Below are 21,052 nucleotides of genomic sequence, written 5' to 3' on the forward strand. Positions count from 1 at the left end.
AATAAACTCTTAAAACCTCTCAATTCGATTTGAGAGGTTTTTATATTCATTTCATTAATCATTTTTGAGCGTATTATTTATTTTATCAATTAAAATTAAAAACTTATTTTTGGGAAATTTGAAATTTGAATATATGAAGACTAAACATCCTAAAGGCCTGCCCTTTCTCTTTTTCACAGAAATGTGGGAGCGTTTTGGGTACTATCTGATTCTTGGAATCTTTGTTCTTTATGTCATTGAGCCCACCGGACTAAAAGGAGGTCTTGGACTTCCGGACAAAACAGCTGATGATATTTTCGGAACATATATCGCTTTGACCTACTTAACGCCATTCCTTGGAGGATTTTTGGCTGACAGAGTTTTAGGATATATTAAATCTATTTATCTGGGTGGAATTTTAATGGCTGCCGGATATATAGGAATGGGCGTTTTCAAAGAACTTCCCCTTTTCTACGGATCTTTAGCATTAATAATCATTGGAAATGGTTTCTTTAAACCTACCATATCTACACTTTTAGGAAACCTCTATTCTGAGGAACCTTATAAAGCCAATAAAGACTCCGGATACAATATTTTCTATATGGGAATCAATATCGGGGCATTCATTTGTAATATTATTGCCGCTTTCATGCGTAATAAATTCGGATGGGGTGAAGCGTTCATCACGGCGGGAGTAGGAATGTTGGTTGGCCTTGTTATCTTTACCATCGGAAGAAAACACTATATCCATGCGGCACAGATGAAACCTGTAGAAGAAGGAGACACCAAACTTTCTGAAATTTTAATGAAGGTTTTTGTCCCTGCCATTGCAGTTGGAGCTATAGGATGGTTCATTCCCGGAAACATTTTCGGAAGTGACAGTACAGATGCCTTTATTTTTGCGTGTGTCCCTGTAATTTATTTTTATGCTTCATTATACTTTAAAGCTAAGCCGGAAGAGAAACCTTCAATCGGAGCTTTACTTTCAGTATTTCTGATCAGTATGTTTTTCTGGGCCGTTTTCAAACAGAACGGTACAGCTCTTACAAGATGGGCTAATTATTATACGGACAGAAGTGTTCCTGCTTCTTTGGAAAAACCTCTTGAAGACATCTATATGGTGGAAGGAAAGGGCTACGAAGACAAAGAAGTTTCTGTATATGATAAACAGTTCCAGTCTCAAAAAGACAAAGATGGGAAAAGCATTAAGGAAACCGGAAAAGATATCTACTTCAGAAATATTTCTCCTGAGCAACGTGCCGTTTTAGAGAAAAATCCTGAAACTAAAGTCTATTTATACAATACAGAATTATTCCAGTCTATCAATCCATTCTGGGTAATCGCCCTTACTCCGCTGGTGGTAGGATTCTGGGCTTTATTAAGAAGGAAAGGAAAAGAACCGTTAACCCCTACAAAAATTGTATTGGGATTATTCATCTCCGGATTATCATGCCTGGTCATGGTTCTTGCTGTTATGGCTGGGGACAACGGTGCTGTAAAAGTTTCTCCGTTGTGGCTCGTTGCCGGCTATGGCGTAATTACGGTTGGGGAATTATGCCTTTCTCCAATGGGACTTTCTTTTGTTTCCAAGCTTTCACCGGCGAGAATTACAGCATTGATGATGGGAGGTTTCTTCCTGGCCAACTCGGTTGGAAACAAGCTTTCGGGAATTCTGGCAAGTACATGGTACAATTACGACAACAAAATGAATTACTTCCTGGTCAACTTCGCTTTGTTAATATTTGCGACCCTTTTAGGACTATCTATGTTAAAAAGATTAAACAAGATCATGAAGGAAAAAGGGCACTAAACCTTAATTATCATAAAGAATATCAAGCTGCAGAATCACTCTGCAGCTTTTTTATTTAAATATAAAATTAAAACCTTGCCAAAAACTCAAAAAAAACTATATTTGTCAGTCTTAACAAAAATTAACAATAGAATGGATAATATTGAAGCATTAAGTCCGAAACCGGATGAATTTGTAGAGAATAAGAATTCAAGGCATCCAAAGGGATTGTGGGTTCTTTTTGGAACAGAAATGTGGGAGCGTTTCAACTTTTATGGGATGAGAGCCCTTTTGACGCTCTTTATGGTAAATTCCTTATTAATAAAAGAAGCTGATGCGGCAATCATTTACGGTGGATTTTTAGCTTTATGTTATTTAACTCCTCTTTTAGGAGGATTTATTGCGGATAAATATATCGGAAACAGAAATGCCATCTTAATCGGTGGATCTTTAATGGCTATCGGCCAGTTTCTACTATTTATCAGTGCCTCTACTTTCTCTGCCGATCTGGGCAGTTCTAAAATGATCATGTGGCTGGCTTTATTCGTTATCATTTTCGGTAATGGATTTTTCAAGCCTAACATTTCCTCAATGGTGGGAAGTCTTTATCCTAAGCAGGAGAAATCTAAATTAGACTCAGCTTTTACGATTTTCTATATGGGGATCAACATCGGAGCATTCCTGGGACAGTTTATCTGCCCATACGTTGGAGATGTGAAAGATGCAACCACCGGAGTAAGAGATATTTTTGCTTTCAAATGGGGATTCTTAGCGGCTTCAATTGCAATGATAATTGGAACGATAACATTCTTTATCCTTAAAAATAAATATGTGGTAACACCGGAAGGAAGACCTATCGGTGGATTACCAAAGAACAATACAAGTGCAGACTTTGAAGAAGGTGAAACTCAGACAGCCAAGTTCTCAGGAACATCTTTAGGGATTACCGGATTTTTATTTGTCGTTTTATTCTTTGTCTTCAGATACCTGCTGGTAGGAGAATTTGGATTTAAAGCTGTAGAAATGGGGCAAATGATCAAGGGAATTATCTATCCTTTCATCTATGCGGCTGGTATTTCTTTAGCCTTCCTTATCATGAGTTCTGCAGAAAACAAGATTGAAAGACAGAGAATCTGGGTAATTTACATCGTATCCTTCTTTATTATTTTCTTCTGGGCAGCTTTCGAGCAGGCAGGATCTTCATTAACCTTTATCGCAGATAATCAAACAGACAGAAATATTTTTGGGTGGAATATGCCGCCTTCAATGGTTCAGATCTTCAACGGTATTTTCGTTGTTTTATTAGCAGTTCCATTCAGTTTAACATGGGATAAATTGAGAACAAAAGGAAGAGAGCCCGTGTCTCCTTTCAAGCAGGCAATGGGATTAGCATTGATTGCTCTTTCTTATTTCATCATTGCACACAACGTAAAAGATCTTGGAAATTCAGGATTATTGGCCATCAAATGGTTAATGCTTCTTTATTTCATCCAGACTTGTGGTGAACTTTGTTTATCTCCAATCGGTTTATCATTGGTAGGTAAGCTTGCACCAAAGAGATTTGCCTCTTTATTATATGGTGTCTTCTTTATTTCCAATGCTGCAGGTTATGCTTTAGCAGGTTCATTGGGAGCTCTTATCCCAGCTACAGGTGATAAATTCACTAAAGCACAAGAAATAGGAGTTAATCTTCAGGATGTTTTAGATAAAAAAGTAACATTGACTGCTGATCAGGCAGCAGCATTTGAGAAAGCTCAGTTACCATTGCAAAATCCTACATTTGCAGGATTTGAGATCCACAACCTATTCGAATTCTTTATGGTATTCGTAGTACTTTGTGGTATCGCAGCTGTAATTTTGGCGTTACTTTCTCCAATCTTAAAGAAAATGATGCACGGTGTAAAATAACCACATCAATAAAATACAATAAAACCTCTGCTAAGTCGGAGGTTTTTTTTATTTTCGTATGATGGAAATTTCCGAAGATTCTTTATTTCAATCCGTAAAGGAAATTATTAGGCAGTCGCGCGAAAAAGTGTTTCGGATAGCGAATTCTACTTTACTGCTTACTTACTGGCAGATCGGACAACTGATCGTAGAAGATGAACAACAGGGAAAAGAACGCGCTGAATACGGAAAGCAAACATTAAAAAATCTTTCTAAAAAACTTTCTCTGGAATTTGGAAAAGGTTTTGATGAAAGTAATTTAAGAAATATGCGGTCTTTTTATCAGGCATTTCCAATTTGCGACGCATTGCGTCACGAATTGAGCTGGACCCATTACAGATTACTGATAAGACTTGATCACATTGATAAAATGAACTATTACATCAATGAAGCCGTCCAGAATAACTGGAATTACAGAGACTTGAAAAGGCAGATCAATTCACTTGCTTACGAAAGAGTGTTGGAACACAAAAAATCTCCGGCAGAAAACATTCACAGCATCTTAAAAGATCCTTACATTTTTGAGTTTTTAGGCTTAACACCGGATCAAAAATTTTCTGAAAAAGAAATTGAGACAGCCATCATCGACCATATTCAAAAGTTTCTTCTGGAATTCGGAAAAGGATTTGCTTTTGTGGCAAGACAGCAGCATATTTCCACGGATACTTCAGATTTTTATATTGACCTGGTTTTTTACAATTATATCCTAAAGTGCTTTGTCATTATAGACCTTAAAACAGGAGAACTCTCCCATCAGGACATCGGGCAGATCGATATGTATGTACGGATGTATGATGATCTGAAACGCGGAGAAGGAGATAATCCAACGATAGGAATTTTACTCTGTTCCGAAAAAGATGAGACCATTGTAAAGTATTCCGTTCTGAATGACAAAAACAATCTCTTTGCCAGCAAGTACCTCCTTTACCTTCCAAAAGAAGAAGAATTAAAAGAAATCATTGATCAGGACAGAATCCGTTTTGAACTGGACCAAAACAACAATAAACAACCCTAATAAAATCAATCATATACAATTATGAGCTTAACTCTAGATGAAATACAAAATTTCAAAGGAAAATATCCCAGACAGATCTGGAGCCTGTTTTTCTCTGAAATGTGGGAACGTTTCTGTTTCTACGGAATGCGCGGAATGCTGGTTTTCTTCATGATCTCACAGCTGAATTTCCATGAAAAAGAAGCTAATCTTCAATATGGCGCTACCCAAGCATTCGTATATGCCTTTACATTTGTCGGCGGTCTTTTTGCCGATAAAATCCTTGGATTTAGAAAATCACTCTTTTGGGGCGGACTTCTGATGATTGTGGGAAGTTTAATCCTGGCAGCCGATCCTCACAAATTCTTTTTCTTAGGAATAGCATTTACCGTAGTGGGAACAGGTTTCTTTAAACCTAATATCTCATCTATGGTAGGGCAACTTTATAAACCAAACGACTCAAGAGCAGATGCGGGCTTTTCTCTTTTCTACGCAGGGATCAATCTGGGTGCTTTACTGGGTGGGTATCTATGTATTGCGATCGGTAAAGGAGAAATTTTAGGTGGTGTTATTTCAGAAGCCATGAGATGGAATGTAGCCTTTGGTCTGGCTTCTGTGGTTATGGTAATAAGTCTTATCAATTTCATTTTTACACAGAAAAGAATGGGAACTATCGGTCTTCAGCCGGGACATCCTTTGGCGGAAGTAAAAGCTGCACCGATTCCAAAATGGAAAGAATACGGAGTATATGTTTTATCTCTTATTTTCGTTCCAATTATCATGAAAATGGTAGCCAAAACAGAATACACAGACTATTTTATGTGGACCATCGGGCCATTAACACTGATTTATCTGTTCTATGAAATGTCAAAAGTAACCGCATCAGAACGTAAAAAACTTTGGGCTGCTTTAGTTTTTATCATTTTCTCTATTGTGTTCTGGGGGATTTACGAACAGAGCGGGGGCTCTTTAAGTATTTTCGCGGCTAAAAACCTTAATAAAGACCTTCTTGGATTAGATCCGAACGGGGTGAATAACTCCGGAGGTGCATTTTTCATTATTTTCCTTGCCCCAATTATCGGGCTTCTATGGATCTGGCTGAACAAAAGAAAAATTGAGCCAAATACCATCGTTAAATTCGGTTTAGGATTTATCTTCCTGGGTATTGGATATTATGTCTTATTTGCAACCAGACTTTTTGCAGACCTTCAGGGAATTACATCTCTGAACTTTTTCACGCTGGCATTATTGATCATCACGCTTGGAGAATTGTGTCTGTCACCGATCGGGCTATCGATTATGACGAAACTTTCCACCAAGAATCTTCAGGGAATGATGATGGGAATGTGGTTCCTGGCCTCGGCTTACGGACAGTATGTGGCCGGAATTATCGGAGCGGGACTTGCCACGGCAAAAAAAGGTTCTACCAACTATGATGTTTTAATCACTTATACTGATGGATATAAACAATTGGGATTATACGCGGTAATTGCCGGTGTGGTATTAATTTTGATATCTCCGTTTGTGAAAAAATTAATGCAAGATGTAAAATAAAGTAAGCGAGATTATGCTTATTTTTACGTAAATAACAAATTATGAAGAAAATTATAAGCATAATACTTTTACTTTTAGTAAATTTCAGTTTCGCCCAGGTCAAATGGATGACTATTGAAGAAGCCTTAAAAGCTCAAAAGGAAAATCCAAAAAAAATCCTGATCGATTTTTATGCAGACTGGTGCGCCCCATGCAAAATCATGGATAAAAAAACATACGGTCACGCTGTGATTGCCCAGATCTTAAATGAAAATTACTATCCTGTTAAGTTTAATGCTGAAGAAAAACAATCTATTGATGTTTTTGGAAGAACATTTTCTAATGATAATACTGAACAAAAAAAAGGCAAAAATTCTTTGCATGAATTTACTCAATATATGAACGTAGGAGCTGTTCCAAGTACCGTGTTTCTGGATGAGAAAGGTGGTCCTATCACCATTCTTCAGGGAGAATTATCAGCAAAAGAACTTGAACCTTATTTAGAATTCATATCAAAAGATCTCTTCAAAAAGATCCGTTCCAGAGAACAATGGGAAGATTATCAGAAGAAATTCAAATCTAAAATAAAAGATTAAACTTTAAACCTCACAGGTTTCTTAAAAATAAAAGGCTTTCAGAATAATCTGAAAGCCTTTTTTACTTCCCTTCTAAATACAGTGTTTTCACCCTGCAAATTCAATATAAACCCTCTAACTCATGTGTGGACAAATTCTAATCTTTGTTAAGAGTTAAAATACTCCAAATAATATTCACTTAACTAAAAAACAAAGACATCATGAAAAATTCAAACATCCTGAAATTGATTCTGTTTATTTTTATGTATCAATTTTCAATCGCACAAAAAGTAGAGACCGTTTCTGCTGTTAGTAGATCAAATGCTATGAAACTATCAAAAAATGAACTTACAGACATTCCTATTGCAAAATATATGGAAGGTAATATGGCATTTTCAATACCCAAAAAGGCGCTTCAAACGGCAGTGCAGGAAGCTGTAAATGGATTCAATCCAAATATTATGGTAGAAGATATTAAAATTGTAAAATCCAATATAGATACTTACTATTTAGGGATTGTAGCAGGCAACAATTCTATGGAAAGAGCCACTATATTTCTTCCGTTAGGCAATACTGGAACCTCTCCTGATTACTTTTTCGTTCCCGGTCCCGGCCATGTTGTTACCTGTGTTAATATTATAGGCTGTCCCAATGACTGCTCCATTGTAAAATATGGTCCCCAAAATGAACTTACAGCCTGTAATTGCGGTGGATTTAATCCCGGCGGATCGCCTGCAAACGGAAATACATCTACCGTAGGATGCAATTTCAAAGTCAACAAATATATTTTAGAAAAGGAATTATGTATGGCTATCAAAATAAAAATCGCTGCTTTCCTGGAATAATATTCTTGTGAAAAAGCCATTATTCCAACAAAAAACCTCTTAATTTTTTTTAAGAGGTTTTTATTTATACTAAGTTTTAACGATATTCGCATTTGTAAAATTATCATCTGGAACTTAGCACATCCATAGAATACGTCAAAGGAATTGGTCCTGACAGAGCTAAACTCATCAAGAGTGTGTTGGGTCTTTCAACCGTAGATGATCTTCTGAACTTCTACCCTCTCCGCTATCTGGACAAGAGTAAAGTTTTTAAAATTTCCCAGCTTGAGGAAAGCAGTATTGAAATACAGCTTAAAGGAAGAATCACTCAGGTACAGGAGGTTCAGACCGGAAAGACGAAAAGGCTTTCGGCCAAATTCAATGATGATACCGGAACCATGGATCTGGTATGGTTCCAGTATTCAAAATGGCTGAAAGAACAGCTCCCGATTAACCGGGAAGTTTATATTTTCGGGAAAATCAGTGTTTTTAATCGTCAGTTTTCTATGCCTCATCCTGAAATAGAAATTGAGGAAAAAAAAGAAGGTGAAAACCGTTTGAAACCTATCTATCCAAGCTCTGAAAAGCTAACCAAAAGAGGATTGAATCAAAGGTTTTTCCAGGTTGTTTTAAGGAACATCTGCAAAGAGATTCCCAATCTCGTGGAGGAAAATTTTCCCGATTATTTAACCAAGGCTTTTAAGTTTTTATCAAGACAACACACCTTTTTAAATATCCATTTTCCAAAGGACATGGAGCACTATGAAAAGGCGGATAACAGGCTGAAGTTTGAAGAATCTTTCTTTTTTCAGCTGGGATATGCCCTTAAAAAGCTTCATCATAAAAGCCATTCCCCCGGAAATCCATTTCCTATTGTGGGTGATCATTTTAATAATTTTTATAATCATCATATTCCTTTTGATCTTACCAGTGCACAGAAACGGGTTTTAAAGGAAATCCGTCTGGATATGAAAAGGCCGGTTCAGATGAACAGACTTCTGCAGGGCGATGTAGGATCCGGAAAAACAATGGTGGCTTTGCTTACCATGCTGATTGCTATGGATAACGGTTTTCAGAGCTGTATGATGGCTCCGACTGAAATTCTGGCGCAGCAGCACTATAATGGCATTAAAGAGCTTTTAGAGGCCACAGATATTAATGTACGCCTTCTGACCGGTTCCACGAAAACTTCGGAAAGAAAAGTAATCCATGAAGAACTTGAAAACGGAACGTTATCTATATTGGTAGGAACACACGCTGTTCTTGAAGATAAGGTGAAGTTTAAAAACCTTGGGCTGGCTATCATTGATGAGCAACACAGATTTGGTGTGGCACAGAGAGCCAAATTATGGGCTAAAAATAAAATCCCACCGCATATTCTGGTGATGACAGCAACACCTATTCCAAGGACACTGGCCATGAGCTTTTATTCTGATCTTGACGTTTCTGTGATTGATGAAATGCCGGTAGGAAGAAAGCCGATCATCACCGCCCACAGACGTGAAAAAGACAGGACATATGTGTATAATTTCTGCAGGGACGAGATCAAAAAAGGAAGACAGGTTTATTTTGTGTATCCACTGATTGAAGAATCTGAAACGTTGGACTATAAAAACCTGATGGAAGGTCTGGATCATGTTATGGATGCCTTCTCCGACTACAATACCACGATGCTTCACGGGAAAATGAAACCTGCAGAAAAAGATGCAGCTATGAATTATTTTGCCTCGGGGAAAGCAGAAATTATGGTGGCAACTACTGTGATCGAAGTGGGTGTCAACGTACCGAATGCTTCTGTCATGGTGATTGAAAGTTCGGAAAGATTCGGACTTTCGCAGCTTCATCAGCTGCGGGGACGTGTGGGAAGAGGCGCCGAGCAGAGCTACTGTATCCTTATGACTTCCGATAAGTTGTCGAAGGAAAGCAGAACCCGTATCAAGACGATGACAGAGACCAACGACGGTTTTAAAATTTCGGAGGTGGATATGCAGCTCAGAGGCCCGGGAGATATTTTGGGAACGCAGCAAAGCGGAGTTGTAGATTTTAAAAGACTGGATCTTGTCAATGATTCCGCCATTATTAAAACGACAAAAAACACAGTTGATAAAATACTGGAAACAGATCCTCTTCTGGCCAATCCGGACAATCTGATCATCAAAAACTACTACCTGAGATACTACAAAGGAAAGAATAAGTGGAGTAAAATTTCATAAAAAAACCGCGAAAAGAAAATCTTTCCGCGGCCCCCTTATAAAACTGTTATTTAGAAGAAATTACTTTTGGTCTGTTTAAAAAAATTTATTCTAGTAGTCAGAACTTAATATCTTGTGATTTGGTGTGAAAATATTTATATACTATTTGAATCTTCAGTCCTGACTACTAGAATAAATTAAAAAAAACAAAATGAATTATTTTTCCAACTTGCTTATTATAAAAACTAACTGTTTCAAGTTGAAGGAAGTGGGAATGAAACGAATAAATACCCTTCAACTTTTTTAAGTTTTCATGATTGTACCGTTTTGTTTAAAGATCTTCTATGCTTTATAGCTGGAAATAAACATAATTCATTTTGTTAAAACTAACATTGTGACTTATATCTTGATTTCTAAATGAAATAATCTATTCTCTATCATCCATTGCTTTTTATATGGCTAATTTGTGTTGCAATGTTTACATTTACAAAATTGATGATATTACGCGAATTCTCTCTTATATCATTTTAATTATTAGTTATACAATTTTCACCTTTCTGTGAATAGTATGCATTAAATATAATTTTTAGTTTCAAGAATAAAAACTAAAAAAGTCTTTATTCATCATACTTTCATAATAAAATTATCTTTATTGAGTCCTGAAGTATGATACTGCCAGCTTATCGTAATAATTTCTGTAAGTGATTTTTTTAAGCCTTCATAACTGTCCGGCTTTCTCATAAAAATATTAGCTCCATTAACAAATATATCTTCTATTTCGTTTTCCGAAATCTGATCCATGTATACCACAATTATTATATTGCTGAGCCTTGGATCTGCTTTTATCTCACCCAGACATTCCATGCAGTTTTTTCCGGGAATATCATATTTGATGAAAACAACTTCCGGAATGATCGCTCCGTCGCTGGTAAGATATTGCATAAGATTACCACCATCCGGGAAACACTGAGACTTCACTCCTATCTTTAAATCCTTGAAAATATTTTTAAAAAATAGTATATTGCCCTCGTCATTATCTACTGCTATTACATTCAAATACTCTTTATTCATACAACGTTTTGGAATTTACTGCCAACGTTTGAATCTTTCTCCTCTTTATAATGATCTTATGAAATTGGGAAGGTGTGATCCCTGTCGTATTTTTGAACTGGGTACTCAAATGTGCCACACTGGAATAGTTCAGTTTATGGGCAATTTCTGTCAGGCTCTGCTTATTATTTAAGATCAGTTCCTTGGCGTACTCAATTTTCTGCTGGATAATAAAATTTTCTATCGAAGTATATGCTACCTCCGAAAAAAGATTGGAAAGATACCCATAACTATGGTTTAGTTTTTCAGCAATATAAATAGATGCTTTTACGGGAACAGCATTTTCAGAAAAAACGAGTTCTACGATGGCATCTTTTATTTTCTGTATTAAAGCCGTCTTTTGGCTTTCAATAATCTCTATACCGTAATCTTCAAGATTCTTCTTAAAAAGATTGTGCTGCTCCTGCGTAATGGGTTCATAGAATTCCACTTCGCCAAAGTTCAGCAGACGGTATTTCAGCCCATGCTCTTTTAGCTTTTCATCCAACACTTTCTTACAGAGAGCATTGAAATCAAATTTTACATACATTTTCATCCTTATATAAGTGTGTCAAATTTCGAAGTAAATATAATAATTTATTTCATTTAAAAGTGAAATAGCAATTAAAATTTTTAACATAATGTATAAAAACAAAAAACTCCTGCATATTGAATACAGGAATTTAAACACTAAGGATGAAAAAAATATACTGATAAAAAGCTGCAAAAGCTCAAAACCAAGCATATGAATGTATTATTGAAAGTGATTTGGTTCTGATACAAAGATGAACCAAAAAGAAACGTCACATGTTATAGAATTAAAATTAAATGTTACACAATTTTAAGTCAATTATTTGTGAATTAAGAATTCCATAAGGTAATCATCCATGACAAAACCACGTCCAATATCAAAAGTACCTTCATCGTAAATCCTGTATCCCTGGGATTCGTAGAAGTTTCGGGCTGCATTGTATTTATTGACGTTTAAGATAATTCTTCCGTCTCCATTTTCAGATACTTTCCCATTCAGGAACTGTAAAGCCCCTTTTCCAAAACCTTTTCCTTTACTTTCAGGAACTAAATAAATCCTGTGGAGTTTCGTTGTTCCCTCTTCATAATGATGCTGATATCCTATAAAACCCTCATAAGACCCGGTATTTTCATCCTGAATCAAATAATAGTGATAATCCTTATGCTGAAAATGGCTCCCGATTTCGGCGGCGGAATACATCTCTGAAAGCATATACTCCATCTGCTCACCGGAAAGAATATCTGCGTAAGCATTTTCCCAGGATCTTCTCGCCAGATCCTGAATAAGGGGAATGTCTTTTTCTGTTGCTTCTATTAATTTCATAATTTTTATGATTAAAAAAAGTGAAAAGCCGGAACTTTTCACCTTTGGTATTTTTGATGTCAATGGTGAATGGTGAATGGTCAACGGTTAATTTTAAAATTGACAATTCACTTGCGAAGCAAAGTTCACAATTGACTGTTTTTTAAATTTTCGCAATTTCTGCTTTGATCTTAGCATAAAGACCTTCTGAAGCAGTAACTAAAGGAAGTCTCAAATAATTTTTGATGATTCCTTTTTCTGTTAAAATCACCTTAATTCCACAAGGATTTCCTTCAGCAAAAATCAATCTTGTGATTTCAACTAACTTATTGTGAATTTCATAGGCCTCTTTTACCTTTCCTTCAAAAGCCAACTGAACCATTGTAGAAAATTCTTTTGGATACCCCTGCCCGATTACAGAAATTACACCATTTCCGCCAGCTAAAGTTACAGGCAGTGTGTATTCATCATCTCCTGAAACCACTGAAAAGCCTTCAGGCTTCTTTCTTAAAATATCGAAATACTGAAGAATATTCGGTGCCGCTTCTTTGATCATAAATAAATTCGGGAATTCATTTGCCAAACGGATCGTAGTATCGGCTTCAACATTCTGTCCTGTTCTTGACGGAACATTGTAAATAATAATATTCTTACCCGTGGAAGCCAACATTTTATAATGCTGATAAAGCCCTTCCTGATTAGGTTTGTTATAGTATGGAGATACAGAAAGTACCGCATCAAATGCTGAAAGATCTGCTTCTTCTATCTGTTTCTTGACTTCAAGAGTATGGTTTCCGCCAATTCCTAAAACCAAAGGAAGACGTTTATTATTAACCTTAATGATATGCTCAATCACCTGTTTCTTCTCCTCATCAGAAAGCGTTGCAGCTTCTGCTGTAGTTCCCAAAACAACTAAATAATTGGTTCCGTTTTCGATATTATACTCAACAAGTTTTGTTAAACTCTCGAAATCAACGGATAAATCTTCATTAAAGGGCGTTACCAACGCAACACCTACTCCTTTTAAAATGCTCATCTGTTAGAATTATTTTTGTCAAATTTAATAATTTACCGTAAGAATTTATAATAAATAATAATGTTTTATTATACATATAATTATATTTGCATATACTAAAAGATATTATGAAATCGCTATGACTGAAATTGCTTACACAAACATTACAAATAGTGGCGATTACATATGACCTTAATAAAAAATAAATTGCTGCATATGAAAAATAAATTCTTGTTACTAGGAATTGCTCTGGCTTCGCTTACTGCCTGCAAAACAGCTTCTACGCTGCAGCTGGCGGATGTAAAGACCCAGAAAAATATTTCTATTAATAATGAGCTAAAGAATGATGAGGAGTTTGTAAAAATTATCGAACCTTATAAGCAGAAACTGGACAAGGAGATGAACCAGAAGATCTCCCACACCAGTGTAGATCTTACCAAACAAGGAGATAACAGCAATCTGGGTAATCTTTTGGCTGATTACACGTTCGACGGGGCTGATGCCTGGACGAAAACGAATCTCAAAAAAAATGTAGATGCCGCTCTAATCAACATCGGAGGTATCCGTACCACGATCGGAAAAGGAGATATTTTTCTGAAAAGCGTTTTTGAAGTAATGCCTTTCGAAAATGAAGTAATCATTGTAAAAATGAAAGGAACAGATCTGCAGGGACTTTTTGATTATTATGCAAAAACTCAGGTAAACAATCCTGTTTCTCATTTATATATAGAAACCAACAACGGACAGCTTACCCAATCCCTGATCAATGGAAAACCTATAGTTCCCGCTCAGGATTATTATATTGCAACGTCAGATTATCTGGCTTTGGGTGGAGACAATATGAAATTCTTTTCCAAAGGAGAAGCCATTTCTACCGGAATTAAATTGAGAGATCTTTTCATTGAATATTTCAAGAAAACTTCTGAAGTGGTTCCCAATACAGATATTCGTTTAAATTTTATCGGTAAGAAATAATGGATAGAAAAAGTTTTTTAAAAGTAATAGGTGGCGGAACTTTAGCAATGTCTTTAGCTCCCCATATGATGATGGCGGAGGAATTAAAAATTCTTGATTTAAAATCCACAAACAAACTGACCATTCTTCATACCAATGACCAGCACAGCAGAATAGAACCTTTTGACTCAAGCTATACCAAGAATCCTAATCAAGGTGGTTTTGCGAGAAGGGCAAGTTTAATACAGCAGATCAGAAATCAGGAAAGCAATGTTTTGCTTCTTGATTCAGGTGATATTTTTCAGGGAACTCCTTATTTTAACTTCTTCGGAGGTGAATTGGAGTTTAAACTAATGTCTATGATGAAATATGATGCTTCAACAATGGGAAATCATGATTTTGACAATAGTTTAGATGGATTTTTAAAAGTTCTTCCCAATGCGAAATTCCCATTCATCTGTTCAAACTATGATTTTAAAAATACAGTTCTGGACGGTAAAACTTCACCGTACAAGATCTTTAATAAAAACGGAATAAAAGTAGGAATCTTCGGAGTGGGCATCCAGCTGGACGGCCTTGTAGGTAAAAAGCAATATGGTGAAACCGTATACTCAGATCCTGTGGATGTGGCTCAACATTATTCTAATTTCCTGAAAAATGAGCAAAAATGTGATCTTGTGATCTGTCTTTCCCATATAGGCTATGATTATAAAGATGAACCGAATAAAATAAGCGACAAAATTCTGGCTGCCAAAACTGAAAATATTGATATTATTCTCGGCGGGCATACCCACACTTTTTTACCTGAACCACAAACCTTTACCAACAAACAGGGTAAAAATGTTCTGGTGAACCAGGTAGGATGGGCAGGTCTTCTTCTTGGCAGAATAGATTTTTACTTTGACGCAAATAAAAACGTAAAGCATATTTCCTGGAACAACCAGGCAATAGACAGCAGCATAACCGTATAATATGAAAAAACTCTCTTTAATCTCTTTTGGTATTTTAGCCTCCCTGCAGTTCATGAATGCGCAGGTCATTTCATCAAAAAAATGGACGGATCATTTTTCCTATAACAATGTCTTGGCCATGAAGGAAGACAACGGGAAAATAGTTGCCGCAACAGAAAATGGGGTATTCTACTATACCATTGCAACGGGAGAGATTACAAAGCTGTCAAAAGCAAACGGCCTCCATGACATTAATATCTCTGCCTTCGACTATAATCCACAAACTAAAATAGGAGTGATAGGATATGCGAATGGTTCTATGGATATTATTACTCCTCAAGAGGTCAAATATGTTGTTGATATTCCTATCGCAACAGGATACAGTGGGAGTAAAAAAATCAATCATATTTCTATTACAGGAGATCAGGCTGTAGTTTCGGTAGGCTATGGAGTTTCAGTATTTAACCTGAAAAAACTCGAATTTGGAGATTCTGCATTCTTTGTAAATGGCGGGGTATACGAAGCCAGCAATGAAGCAACCATATTCGGGAACAAGATCTATTCTGTAACAAATACAGGTCTGAAAAGCCACGAAATGAATACAACATTTCCGGTTTTTTCTACATGGACTACGGAAATACCGGGATCATTCAAGCATATTGATGCAGAATCCTCTTCCCTTATTTTTTCTTCGGCAACTTCTGCATTTATCTATAATAACGGAACTGGCACTCCCCTTCCCGCCACTTTTGGAGGTATTAAAGACATTGTTTTAAGTTCAAATAATATCGTAGTCACAGACAACAGAATTTATACGTTTAGCTTAAACGGAGTATCTCTAAATGCAGCCAGCATGGGAGAAGACTGTAATACGGGTATAACAGTCAACGGAAAAATTTATGGGGGAACAATGGTGTCCGGGATAAAAGAAGAGAGCGGTACGACCTATAAACCTTCAGGACCTTACTCAAACTCTGCCTACAAGATTAACCTGTACGATAACAATCAAATGCTGGTATCATCAGGATCCAGAGAGAACAGATTTAACCAGCCACCTGTCATTCCAAACAAAGCTGGATTCTATTATTTTAACGGTACCGACTGGACACGGCCTTCTTTTTTTTCAACGAGTCCTATCATTACCAATGTATTGGACGCCGTATTCAACCCTGCTGACAACAGTGAAATATTTTTCACAAACTATACGGTTACTGCTCAGGGCGTCTATAAAATGAAGTATAACGCCAATACTAAAGATTTCGATTTTGTAAAGAGCTATAATCTGGGATCTCCCGGAGATTTCTCGCATCGTCCTGTTGGCTTTGCCAGTGATCCTCAGAATAATCTTTTTGTCTCTTTTGGTTTCAATTATGGAAACCCCTCTATAGGTATTTATGACAGAGGAACTGATGATTTTACTATAAAAAAATTCGGAATATCAAGTGTTGCCACACAAACACCTGTTTACTATGAGAATATGTTGTGGCTACCGCTTCCAAGAACAAATAACTTCATTGTATACGATTATAAAAATGCAGCCAATCTTTCTGATGATGTAGATTATATATTAACAGATGCCAACGGATTCGCCGGAAACTCAAAAGGAACGCTGTCTGTAGCATTTAGTAAATCGGGAGATGCCTGGATAGGTACCGACAGTGGCTTAAGAATATTACCGAATGCTGCTGCAGAAATAAAAACCCCGGATCCTAAAGTAGAGCCTATCATTATAGAACAAGGAGGGCTTGGAGAAGAACTTTTCAGAGATGGCCAGGTCTTGCAAATTGCAGTAGATGCTGGAGATTATAAATGGTTATCTGTAGACGGAGGTGGTGTATACTACCTTTCTTCTGACGGGCAGCAGACCATCAAACATTTCACAAAAGAAAACTCACCTCTTCCAACGAATTCTGTTACCGATATAAAGGTTGACAGGAAAACAGGAAAAGTATATTTTGTTACATTTAACGGTATTGTAGCTTATCAGGGAGATGTAGGAGACGTAACATCCAACTTCGGAAATGTACTGGTTTATCCAAATCCTGTAGTGTATTCAAACTTTAAAGGAAAAGTTACCATTAAAGGGCTTGCCGAAAAAACAAATATCAGAATCGCAGACGCAGCAGGAAATGTAATACATTCTGCAGTGGCCAGAGGAGGTTATTATGAATGGGACCTTAACAATATGAAAGGGAACAGAGTAGCTTCCGGAATTTATTTTGTATTGATGACCAATGAAGACGGATCAGATAAAGCTACCGCAAAAATAGCTGTGGTCAATTAATGAATTCACAAAACGGATTTTTATTATCATTCATAAAATATGGCGAAAATGATGCAGTTCTGCATTGTTTTACAGAAGAGGATGGCTTTCAAACCTATTTCGTAAAGGGTATTTACGCTAAAAGAAATAAAAAGAAAGCCCTGCTTCAGCCTTTAAGCATGCTTAGCTTTACCATTAATCCCACGAGGGGCAACGGAATACCGTCCGTTTCAAGATTTGAGCTGCTGAAAAACCACGATATGTATATGGATATTAAAGCCAATACTGTCATATTTTTCATCTCAGATTTTCTGAATCAGGTTTTAAGACACGAAAATAAAAACTCCAGTTTATTTTTCAGTATCGAGGAATTTGTCAATGAACTGAACTGCAAAAACTATCAGTGTCATCTGCTTTTTTTAATTACCATATTAAAAATTCAGGGCGTGGCACCTTTGATTAATGACGGACTCTATTTGGATCCGGAAACCGGAATGTTCTCCGTTTCTCCTTCGCACCATCTGTTTACTGAAGAAATATCAGCCATCTGGAAAACAGCGCTCTGCTCAGAAAATCTCTATACCACCAAGATTCATTCCTCTTTAAGAAAGGATTTCCTGGACAGCCTTCTGGTCTATTATCATTACCATATTACAGATTTTAAAGTCCCGACATCGCTGGAAGTTATTCAGCAGATTTTTGAATAATATGAGTGTAAGGAAGCTCGAGACAAAGTTTTCGAGGAGTATCACTGTTATCCATGTCAAGGTTTTAAACCTTGACATGGATTGTTAAAATTGAACGAAAATAGCATCAATCTAAGTTCAGCAATCTACGCTAAAAATAGCTTTCACTTTCCCTCTTACACTCCCTTCACTTCTCCCGGCATTTCCGTTTCAGATTCCGCAATTTCCTTTTTCGAGAATCTTGGCTGCAGGATTTTTGCGATAAGGCCAGTCCAACCGGTTTGATGGGAAGCTCCTACTCCCCTTCCATTATCGCCATGAAAATATTCGTAAAATAAAATATAATCCTTAAAATCCGGATCTGTCTGAAATCTTTCATACTGGCCATTCACCGGACGTCTTCCATTTTCATCTTTTAAAAAGATCTTAGACAGTCTTTTACTTAAAGAATCTGCAATTTGATCCAGGTTAGAATAATTTCCGCTTCCGGTAGGATATTCCACCATAAAATCCGGGCTGTAATAGAAGAAAAACCGTTGAAGACTTTCAATGATCAGAAAATTGATTGGAAACCAGATGGGTCCCCGCCAATTGCTGTTTCCTCCGAAAAGTCCGCTATCGCTTTCTGCAGGGGTATATTTTACACAGTAATCTGTTCCATTCAGGTTTAATGTATAGGGATTCTGTTCGTATTCTTTGGACAATGCCCGGATTCCATAATCACTTAAAAATTCATCAGCATTCAGCATTCTTTTCAGTAATCTCTTTAAACGGTGTCCGCGGAGCAATGACAGAAGGTGTTTGGAATCCTGCCCTTTCACTTCCCATCTTGATACAAGCGATGCCAGTTCAGGCTTATTTTCAAGGACCCATTGCATCCTTTTTTTAAAATTGGGAAGTTTTTCGATCATTTCATCATCGATCACCTCAACGGCAAACATGGGAATCAGGCCTACAATCGTCCGAAGCCTTAGATACATATGATTACCATCACCGGAAGCAATAGCATCATAGAAAAATTCATCTTCCTGATCCCAAAGGCTGAATTCTTCGTCCCCCATATTATCCAGGGAATTGGCAATAGAAAGGAAATGTTCAAAGAACTTCATCGCCATCTCTTCATAGACATTGTTGTAAAGAGCCAATTCGAGAGCAATTCTCATCATATTCAGGGCAAACATGGCCATCCAGCTCGTTCCGTCTGACTGTTCCAGCTGTTCACCGTTCGGAAGCGTTATATTACGGTCAAAAACGCCAATATTATCGAGTCCTAAAAAGCCTCCTTCAAAAATATTATTCCCGTTGCTGTCTTTTTTATTGACCCACCATGTAAAATTCATGAGCAACTTTTGGAAAGCACTTTCTAAAAACTGAATATCCGGTTTTCCTTTGATGTATTCATCGATTTTAAATACTCTGAAAACAGCCCAGGCATGAACCGGAGGGTTCACATCGCTAAAATTCCATTCATAGGCGGGAAGCTGGCCGTTAGGATGCATGTACCATTCAAACAGGAAAAGCTTCAATTGATATTTGGCAAAATCAGGATCGATTAATGAAAAACTGATCGTATGAAACGCCAGATCCCATGTCGCATACCATGGATATTCCCATTTATCCGGCATTGAAATAATATGTTCATTATTGAGGTGCTTCCAGTCGTAATTCCGGATATTCTCACGGGATTTAGGGGGTAGCATTTCTGCAGGATCTCCTTTCAGCCATTTTTCGACATTGTAATGATAAAACATTTTGTTCCAGAGCATTCCGGCAAAAGCCTGTCTCTGAACCATTTTTTCATCATCCGACTCAATCCCTTTCTGAATTTCAGCATAAAATTCATCTGCTTCATTTTTCCTCAACTCAAAAATTTCTTCGACATCAGCGAACGGTTCTTTTAATTCTTTATCTGTTATTCTAAATTCAAAAGTTTTTGACTCTCCGCCTTTCAGTATTTCATCAATAAAAAAAGATGCTTTGGTTCCGGTACCTTTGGGGTTGACTGCCTGAGAATTTCCGTTAATGACAAAATCATTGATTCCGTCTTTGCAGTATTTTGCTTCATTGGCAGATTGATAAAGTCTTTCGGTATTGGTCTCATTGTTACAGAAGAGGGTCTTCAGCGACTGCTTGGCATAGAAATTTTTAATTTCAAGCTCCTTATGATCAATCGCAATGTGTTCTGCCTCTTCACTGTTCAACTGAGGTTTATAGTCATCGTACCCCCAATTCCAGGTATTTCTAAACCATATTGTCGGCAGTATGACAATTGGAGCTTCTTTTTCAGATTTATTAACTACTGTAAGCTTAACCAGGATATCATGCTCACTTTCTTTGGCATATTCAATGAACAGGTCAAAATATTCATTCTGATCAAAAATTCCGGTATCAATCAATTCATATTCAGGCTCATCTTTGCTTCTTTCTGCATTGGTTTTTAACAGATCTTCATAGGGGAAAGCATTCTGTGGATATTTATATAACATCTTCATATAAGAATGTGTTGGGGTAGAATCCAAGTAATAGAAATACTCCTTGACGTCTTCCCCGTGATTTCCCTGTCCGTTGGTAAGACCGAAAAAACGCTCTTTGATCATCTTATCTTTCTTGTTCCAGAATCCTATGGAAAAGACCAGTTTCTGAAGATCATCACAGATCCCGCAAATACCTTCCTCACCCCATCGGTAAGTTTTGGCTTCTGCCGTATCATGGTTGGTATAGTTCCATGCATCCCCGTTTCCGCTGTAATCTTCACGAACAAGCCCCCATTCGCGGTTGCTTACGTATGGTCCCCATTTTTTCCATAAAATTTCTGAAAGTCTTTGTTTTTCGGACATGTATTGCTTTTTTGTAAAATTTATTGATGAATAGAGATAAGAATAAAGAGAAAAGACGTGAGACATGAGACGTCAGATTTCAGACTATAAAA

The 21,052-nt window shown here is 37.0% G+C and carries 16 protein-coding genes; 11 read left to right on the forward strand and 5 right to left on the reverse strand.

Features of this window, described 5'->3' with window-relative positions:
- Positions 1-133: 133 nt before the first annotated feature.
- From NZD88_RS05885 to recG, 7 genes are all read left to right on the forward strand, one after another.
- Positions 134-1,789, forward strand: a complete 1,656-nt coding sequence (locus tag NZD88_RS05885) for a peptide MFS transporter (RefSeq protein ID WP_259828155.1) — start codon at positions 134-136, stop codon at positions 1,787-1,789.
- A gap of 132 nt (positions 1,790-1,921) precedes the next feature.
- Positions 1,922-3,676, forward strand: coding sequence for a peptide MFS transporter (locus tag NZD88_RS05890; protein WP_259828157.1), 1,755 nt, complete (start codon positions 1,922-1,924; stop codon positions 3,674-3,676).
- A gap of 58 nt (positions 3,677-3,734) precedes the next feature.
- Complete coding sequence (locus tag NZD88_RS05895) at positions 3,735-4,730, forward strand: PDDEXK nuclease domain-containing protein (protein WP_259828158.1); 996 nt, start codon at positions 3,735-3,737, stop codon at positions 4,728-4,730.
- 21 nt (positions 4,731-4,751) lie between these two features.
- Positions 4,752-6,263 (forward strand): peptide MFS transporter, encoded by a 1,512-nt coding sequence (locus tag NZD88_RS05900; protein ID WP_259828159.1) that lies wholly within the window; start codon positions 4,752-4,754, stop codon positions 6,261-6,263.
- A gap of 41 nt (positions 6,264-6,304) precedes the next feature.
- Complete coding sequence (locus NZD88_RS05905; RefSeq protein WP_259828160.1) at positions 6,305-6,838, forward strand: thioredoxin family protein; 534 nt, start codon at positions 6,305-6,307, stop codon at positions 6,836-6,838.
- Between the two features lie 200 nt (positions 6,839-7,038).
- Positions 7,039-7,662 carry a hypothetical protein gene (locus NZD88_RS05910; RefSeq protein ID WP_259828161.1) on the forward strand — a complete coding sequence of 208 codons (624 nt, stop codon included), beginning with the start codon at positions 7,039-7,041 and terminating at the stop codon, positions 7,660-7,662.
- 107 nt (positions 7,663-7,769) lie between these two features.
- Entirely contained in the window at positions 7,770-9,854 is a 2,085-nt protein-coding gene (gene recG / locus NZD88_RS05915) for an ATP-dependent DNA helicase RecG (protein WP_259828380.1), read from the forward strand.
- Positions 9,855-10,457: 603 nt separating this feature from the next.
- On the opposite strand, the gene NZD88_RS05920 is transcribed toward recG, so the two are convergent.
- From NZD88_RS05920 to dapA, 4 genes are all read right to left on the reverse strand, one after another.
- Positions 10,458-10,904, reverse strand: a complete 447-nt coding sequence (locus NZD88_RS05920) for a response regulator (protein WP_259828162.1) — start codon at positions 10,902-10,904, stop codon at positions 10,458-10,460.
- Positions 10,897-11,478, reverse strand: a complete 582-nt coding sequence (locus NZD88_RS05925) for a helix-turn-helix domain-containing protein (protein WP_259828163.1) — start codon at positions 11,476-11,478, stop codon at positions 10,897-10,899. The genes NZD88_RS05920 and NZD88_RS05925 overlap by 8 nt, the downstream gene beginning before the upstream one ends.
- Before the next feature lie 294 nt (positions 11,479-11,772).
- Positions 11,773-12,276 (reverse strand): GNAT family N-acetyltransferase, encoded by a 504-nt coding sequence (locus tag NZD88_RS05930; protein WP_259828164.1) that lies wholly within the window; start codon positions 12,274-12,276, stop codon positions 11,773-11,775.
- Positions 12,277-12,418: 142 nt separating this feature from the next.
- Positions 12,419-13,291: a 4-hydroxy-tetrahydrodipicolinate synthase gene (dapA, locus tag NZD88_RS05935; RefSeq protein ID WP_259828165.1), complete on the reverse strand. Its 873-nt coding sequence runs from the start codon at positions 13,289-13,291 to the stop codon at positions 12,419-12,421.
- 195 nt (positions 13,292-13,486) lie between these two features.
- Between dapA and NZD88_RS05940 the strand changes: the two genes are divergently transcribed.
- Genes NZD88_RS05940 through recO form a run of 4 tightly spaced genes read left to right on the forward strand, consistent with a single transcriptional unit; the run spans position 13,487 to position 18,144 of the window.
- Positions 13,487-14,245: a 5'-nucleotidase C-terminal domain-containing protein gene (locus NZD88_RS05940; RefSeq protein WP_259828166.1), complete on the forward strand. Its 759-nt coding sequence runs from the start codon at positions 13,487-13,489 to the stop codon at positions 14,243-14,245.
- Positions 14,245-15,195, forward strand: coding sequence for a bifunctional metallophosphatase/5'-nucleotidase (locus NZD88_RS05945; RefSeq protein ID WP_259828167.1), 951 nt, complete (start codon positions 14,245-14,247; stop codon positions 15,193-15,195). Before NZD88_RS05940 ends, NZD88_RS05945 begins: the two co-directional genes overlap by 1 nt.
- Before the next feature lies 1 nt (position 15,196).
- Positions 15,197-17,458, forward strand: coding sequence for a type IX secretion system anionic LPS delivery protein PorZ (porZ, locus tag NZD88_RS05950; RefSeq protein WP_259828168.1), 2,262 nt, complete (start codon positions 15,197-15,199; stop codon positions 17,456-17,458).
- Entirely contained in the window at positions 17,458-18,144 is a 687-nt protein-coding gene (recO, locus tag NZD88_RS05955) for a DNA repair protein RecO (protein ID WP_259828171.1), read from the forward strand. Before porZ ends, recO begins: the two co-directional genes overlap by 1 nt.
- 155 nt (positions 18,145-18,299) lie before the next feature.
- Here the strand turns inward: recO and NZD88_RS05960 are convergent, their stop codons facing one another.
- On the reverse strand, positions 18,300-20,960 hold the full coding sequence (locus NZD88_RS05960; RefSeq protein WP_259828173.1) for an MGH1-like glycoside hydrolase domain-containing protein: 2,661 nt from the start codon (positions 20,958-20,960) through the stop codon (positions 18,300-18,302).
- Between the last annotated feature and the right edge of the window lie 92 nt (positions 20,961-21,052).

It is taken from the genome of Chryseobacterium pyrolae (genome assembly GCF_025153485.1).
Taxonomy (GTDB): domain Bacteria; phylum Bacteroidota; class Bacteroidia; order Flavobacteriales; family Weeksellaceae; genus Chryseobacterium; species Chryseobacterium antibioticum.

What these genes read in the sequence shown, in the direction of transcription:
- NZD88_RS05910 (WP_259828161.1), top strand. Translation starts at nt 7,039, where the DNA reads ATGAAAAATTCAAACATCCTGAAATTGATTCTGTTTATTTTTATGTAT.
- porZ (WP_259828168.1), top strand. Translation starts at nt 15,197, where the DNA reads ATGAAAAAACTCTCTTTAATCTCTTTTGGTATTTTAGCCTCCCTGCAG.
- NZD88_RS05940 (WP_259828166.1), top strand. Translation starts at nt 13,487, where the DNA reads ATGAAAAATAAATTCTTGTTACTAGGAATTGCTCTGGCTTCGCTTACT.
- NZD88_RS05920 (WP_259828162.1), bottom strand. Translation starts at nt 10,904, where the DNA reads ATGAATAAAGAGTATTTGAATGTAATAGCAGTAGATAATGACGAGGGC.
- NZD88_RS05890 (WP_259828157.1), top strand. Translation starts at nt 1,922, where the DNA reads ATGGATAATATTGAAGCATTAAGTCCGAAACCGGATGAATTTGTAGAG.
- recO (WP_259828171.1), top strand. Translation starts at nt 17,458, where the DNA reads ATGAATTCACAAAACGGATTTTTATTATCATTCATAAAATATGGCGAA.
- NZD88_RS05960 (WP_259828173.1), bottom strand. Translation starts at nt 20,960, where the DNA reads ATGTCCGAAAAACAAAGACTTTCAGAAATTTTATGGAAAAAATGGGGA.
- NZD88_RS05930 (WP_259828164.1), bottom strand. Translation starts at nt 12,276, where the DNA reads ATGAAATTAATAGAAGCAACAGAAAAAGACATTCCCCTTATTCAGGAT.
- NZD88_RS05905 (WP_259828160.1), top strand. Translation starts at nt 6,305, where the DNA reads ATGAAGAAAATTATAAGCATAATACTTTTACTTTTAGTAAATTTCAGT.
- NZD88_RS05885 (WP_259828155.1), top strand. Translation starts at nt 134, where the DNA reads ATGAAGACTAAACATCCTAAAGGCCTGCCCTTTCTCTTTTTCACAGAA.
- NZD88_RS05925 (WP_259828163.1), bottom strand. Translation starts at nt 11,478, where the DNA reads ATGAAAATGTATGTAAAATTTGATTTCAATGCTCTCTGTAAGAAAGTG.
- NZD88_RS05945 (WP_259828167.1), top strand. Translation starts at nt 14,245, where the DNA reads ATGGATAGAAAAAGTTTTTTAAAAGTAATAGGTGGCGGAACTTTAGCA.
- NZD88_RS05900 (WP_259828159.1), top strand. Translation starts at nt 4,752, where the DNA reads ATGAGCTTAACTCTAGATGAAATACAAAATTTCAAAGGAAAATATCCC.
- NZD88_RS05895 (WP_259828158.1), top strand. Translation starts at nt 3,735, where the DNA reads ATGATGGAAATTTCCGAAGATTCTTTATTTCAATCCGTAAAGGAAATT.
- dapA (WP_259828165.1), bottom strand. Translation starts at nt 13,291, where the DNA reads ATGAGCATTTTAAAAGGAGTAGGTGTTGCGTTGGTAACGCCCTTTAAT.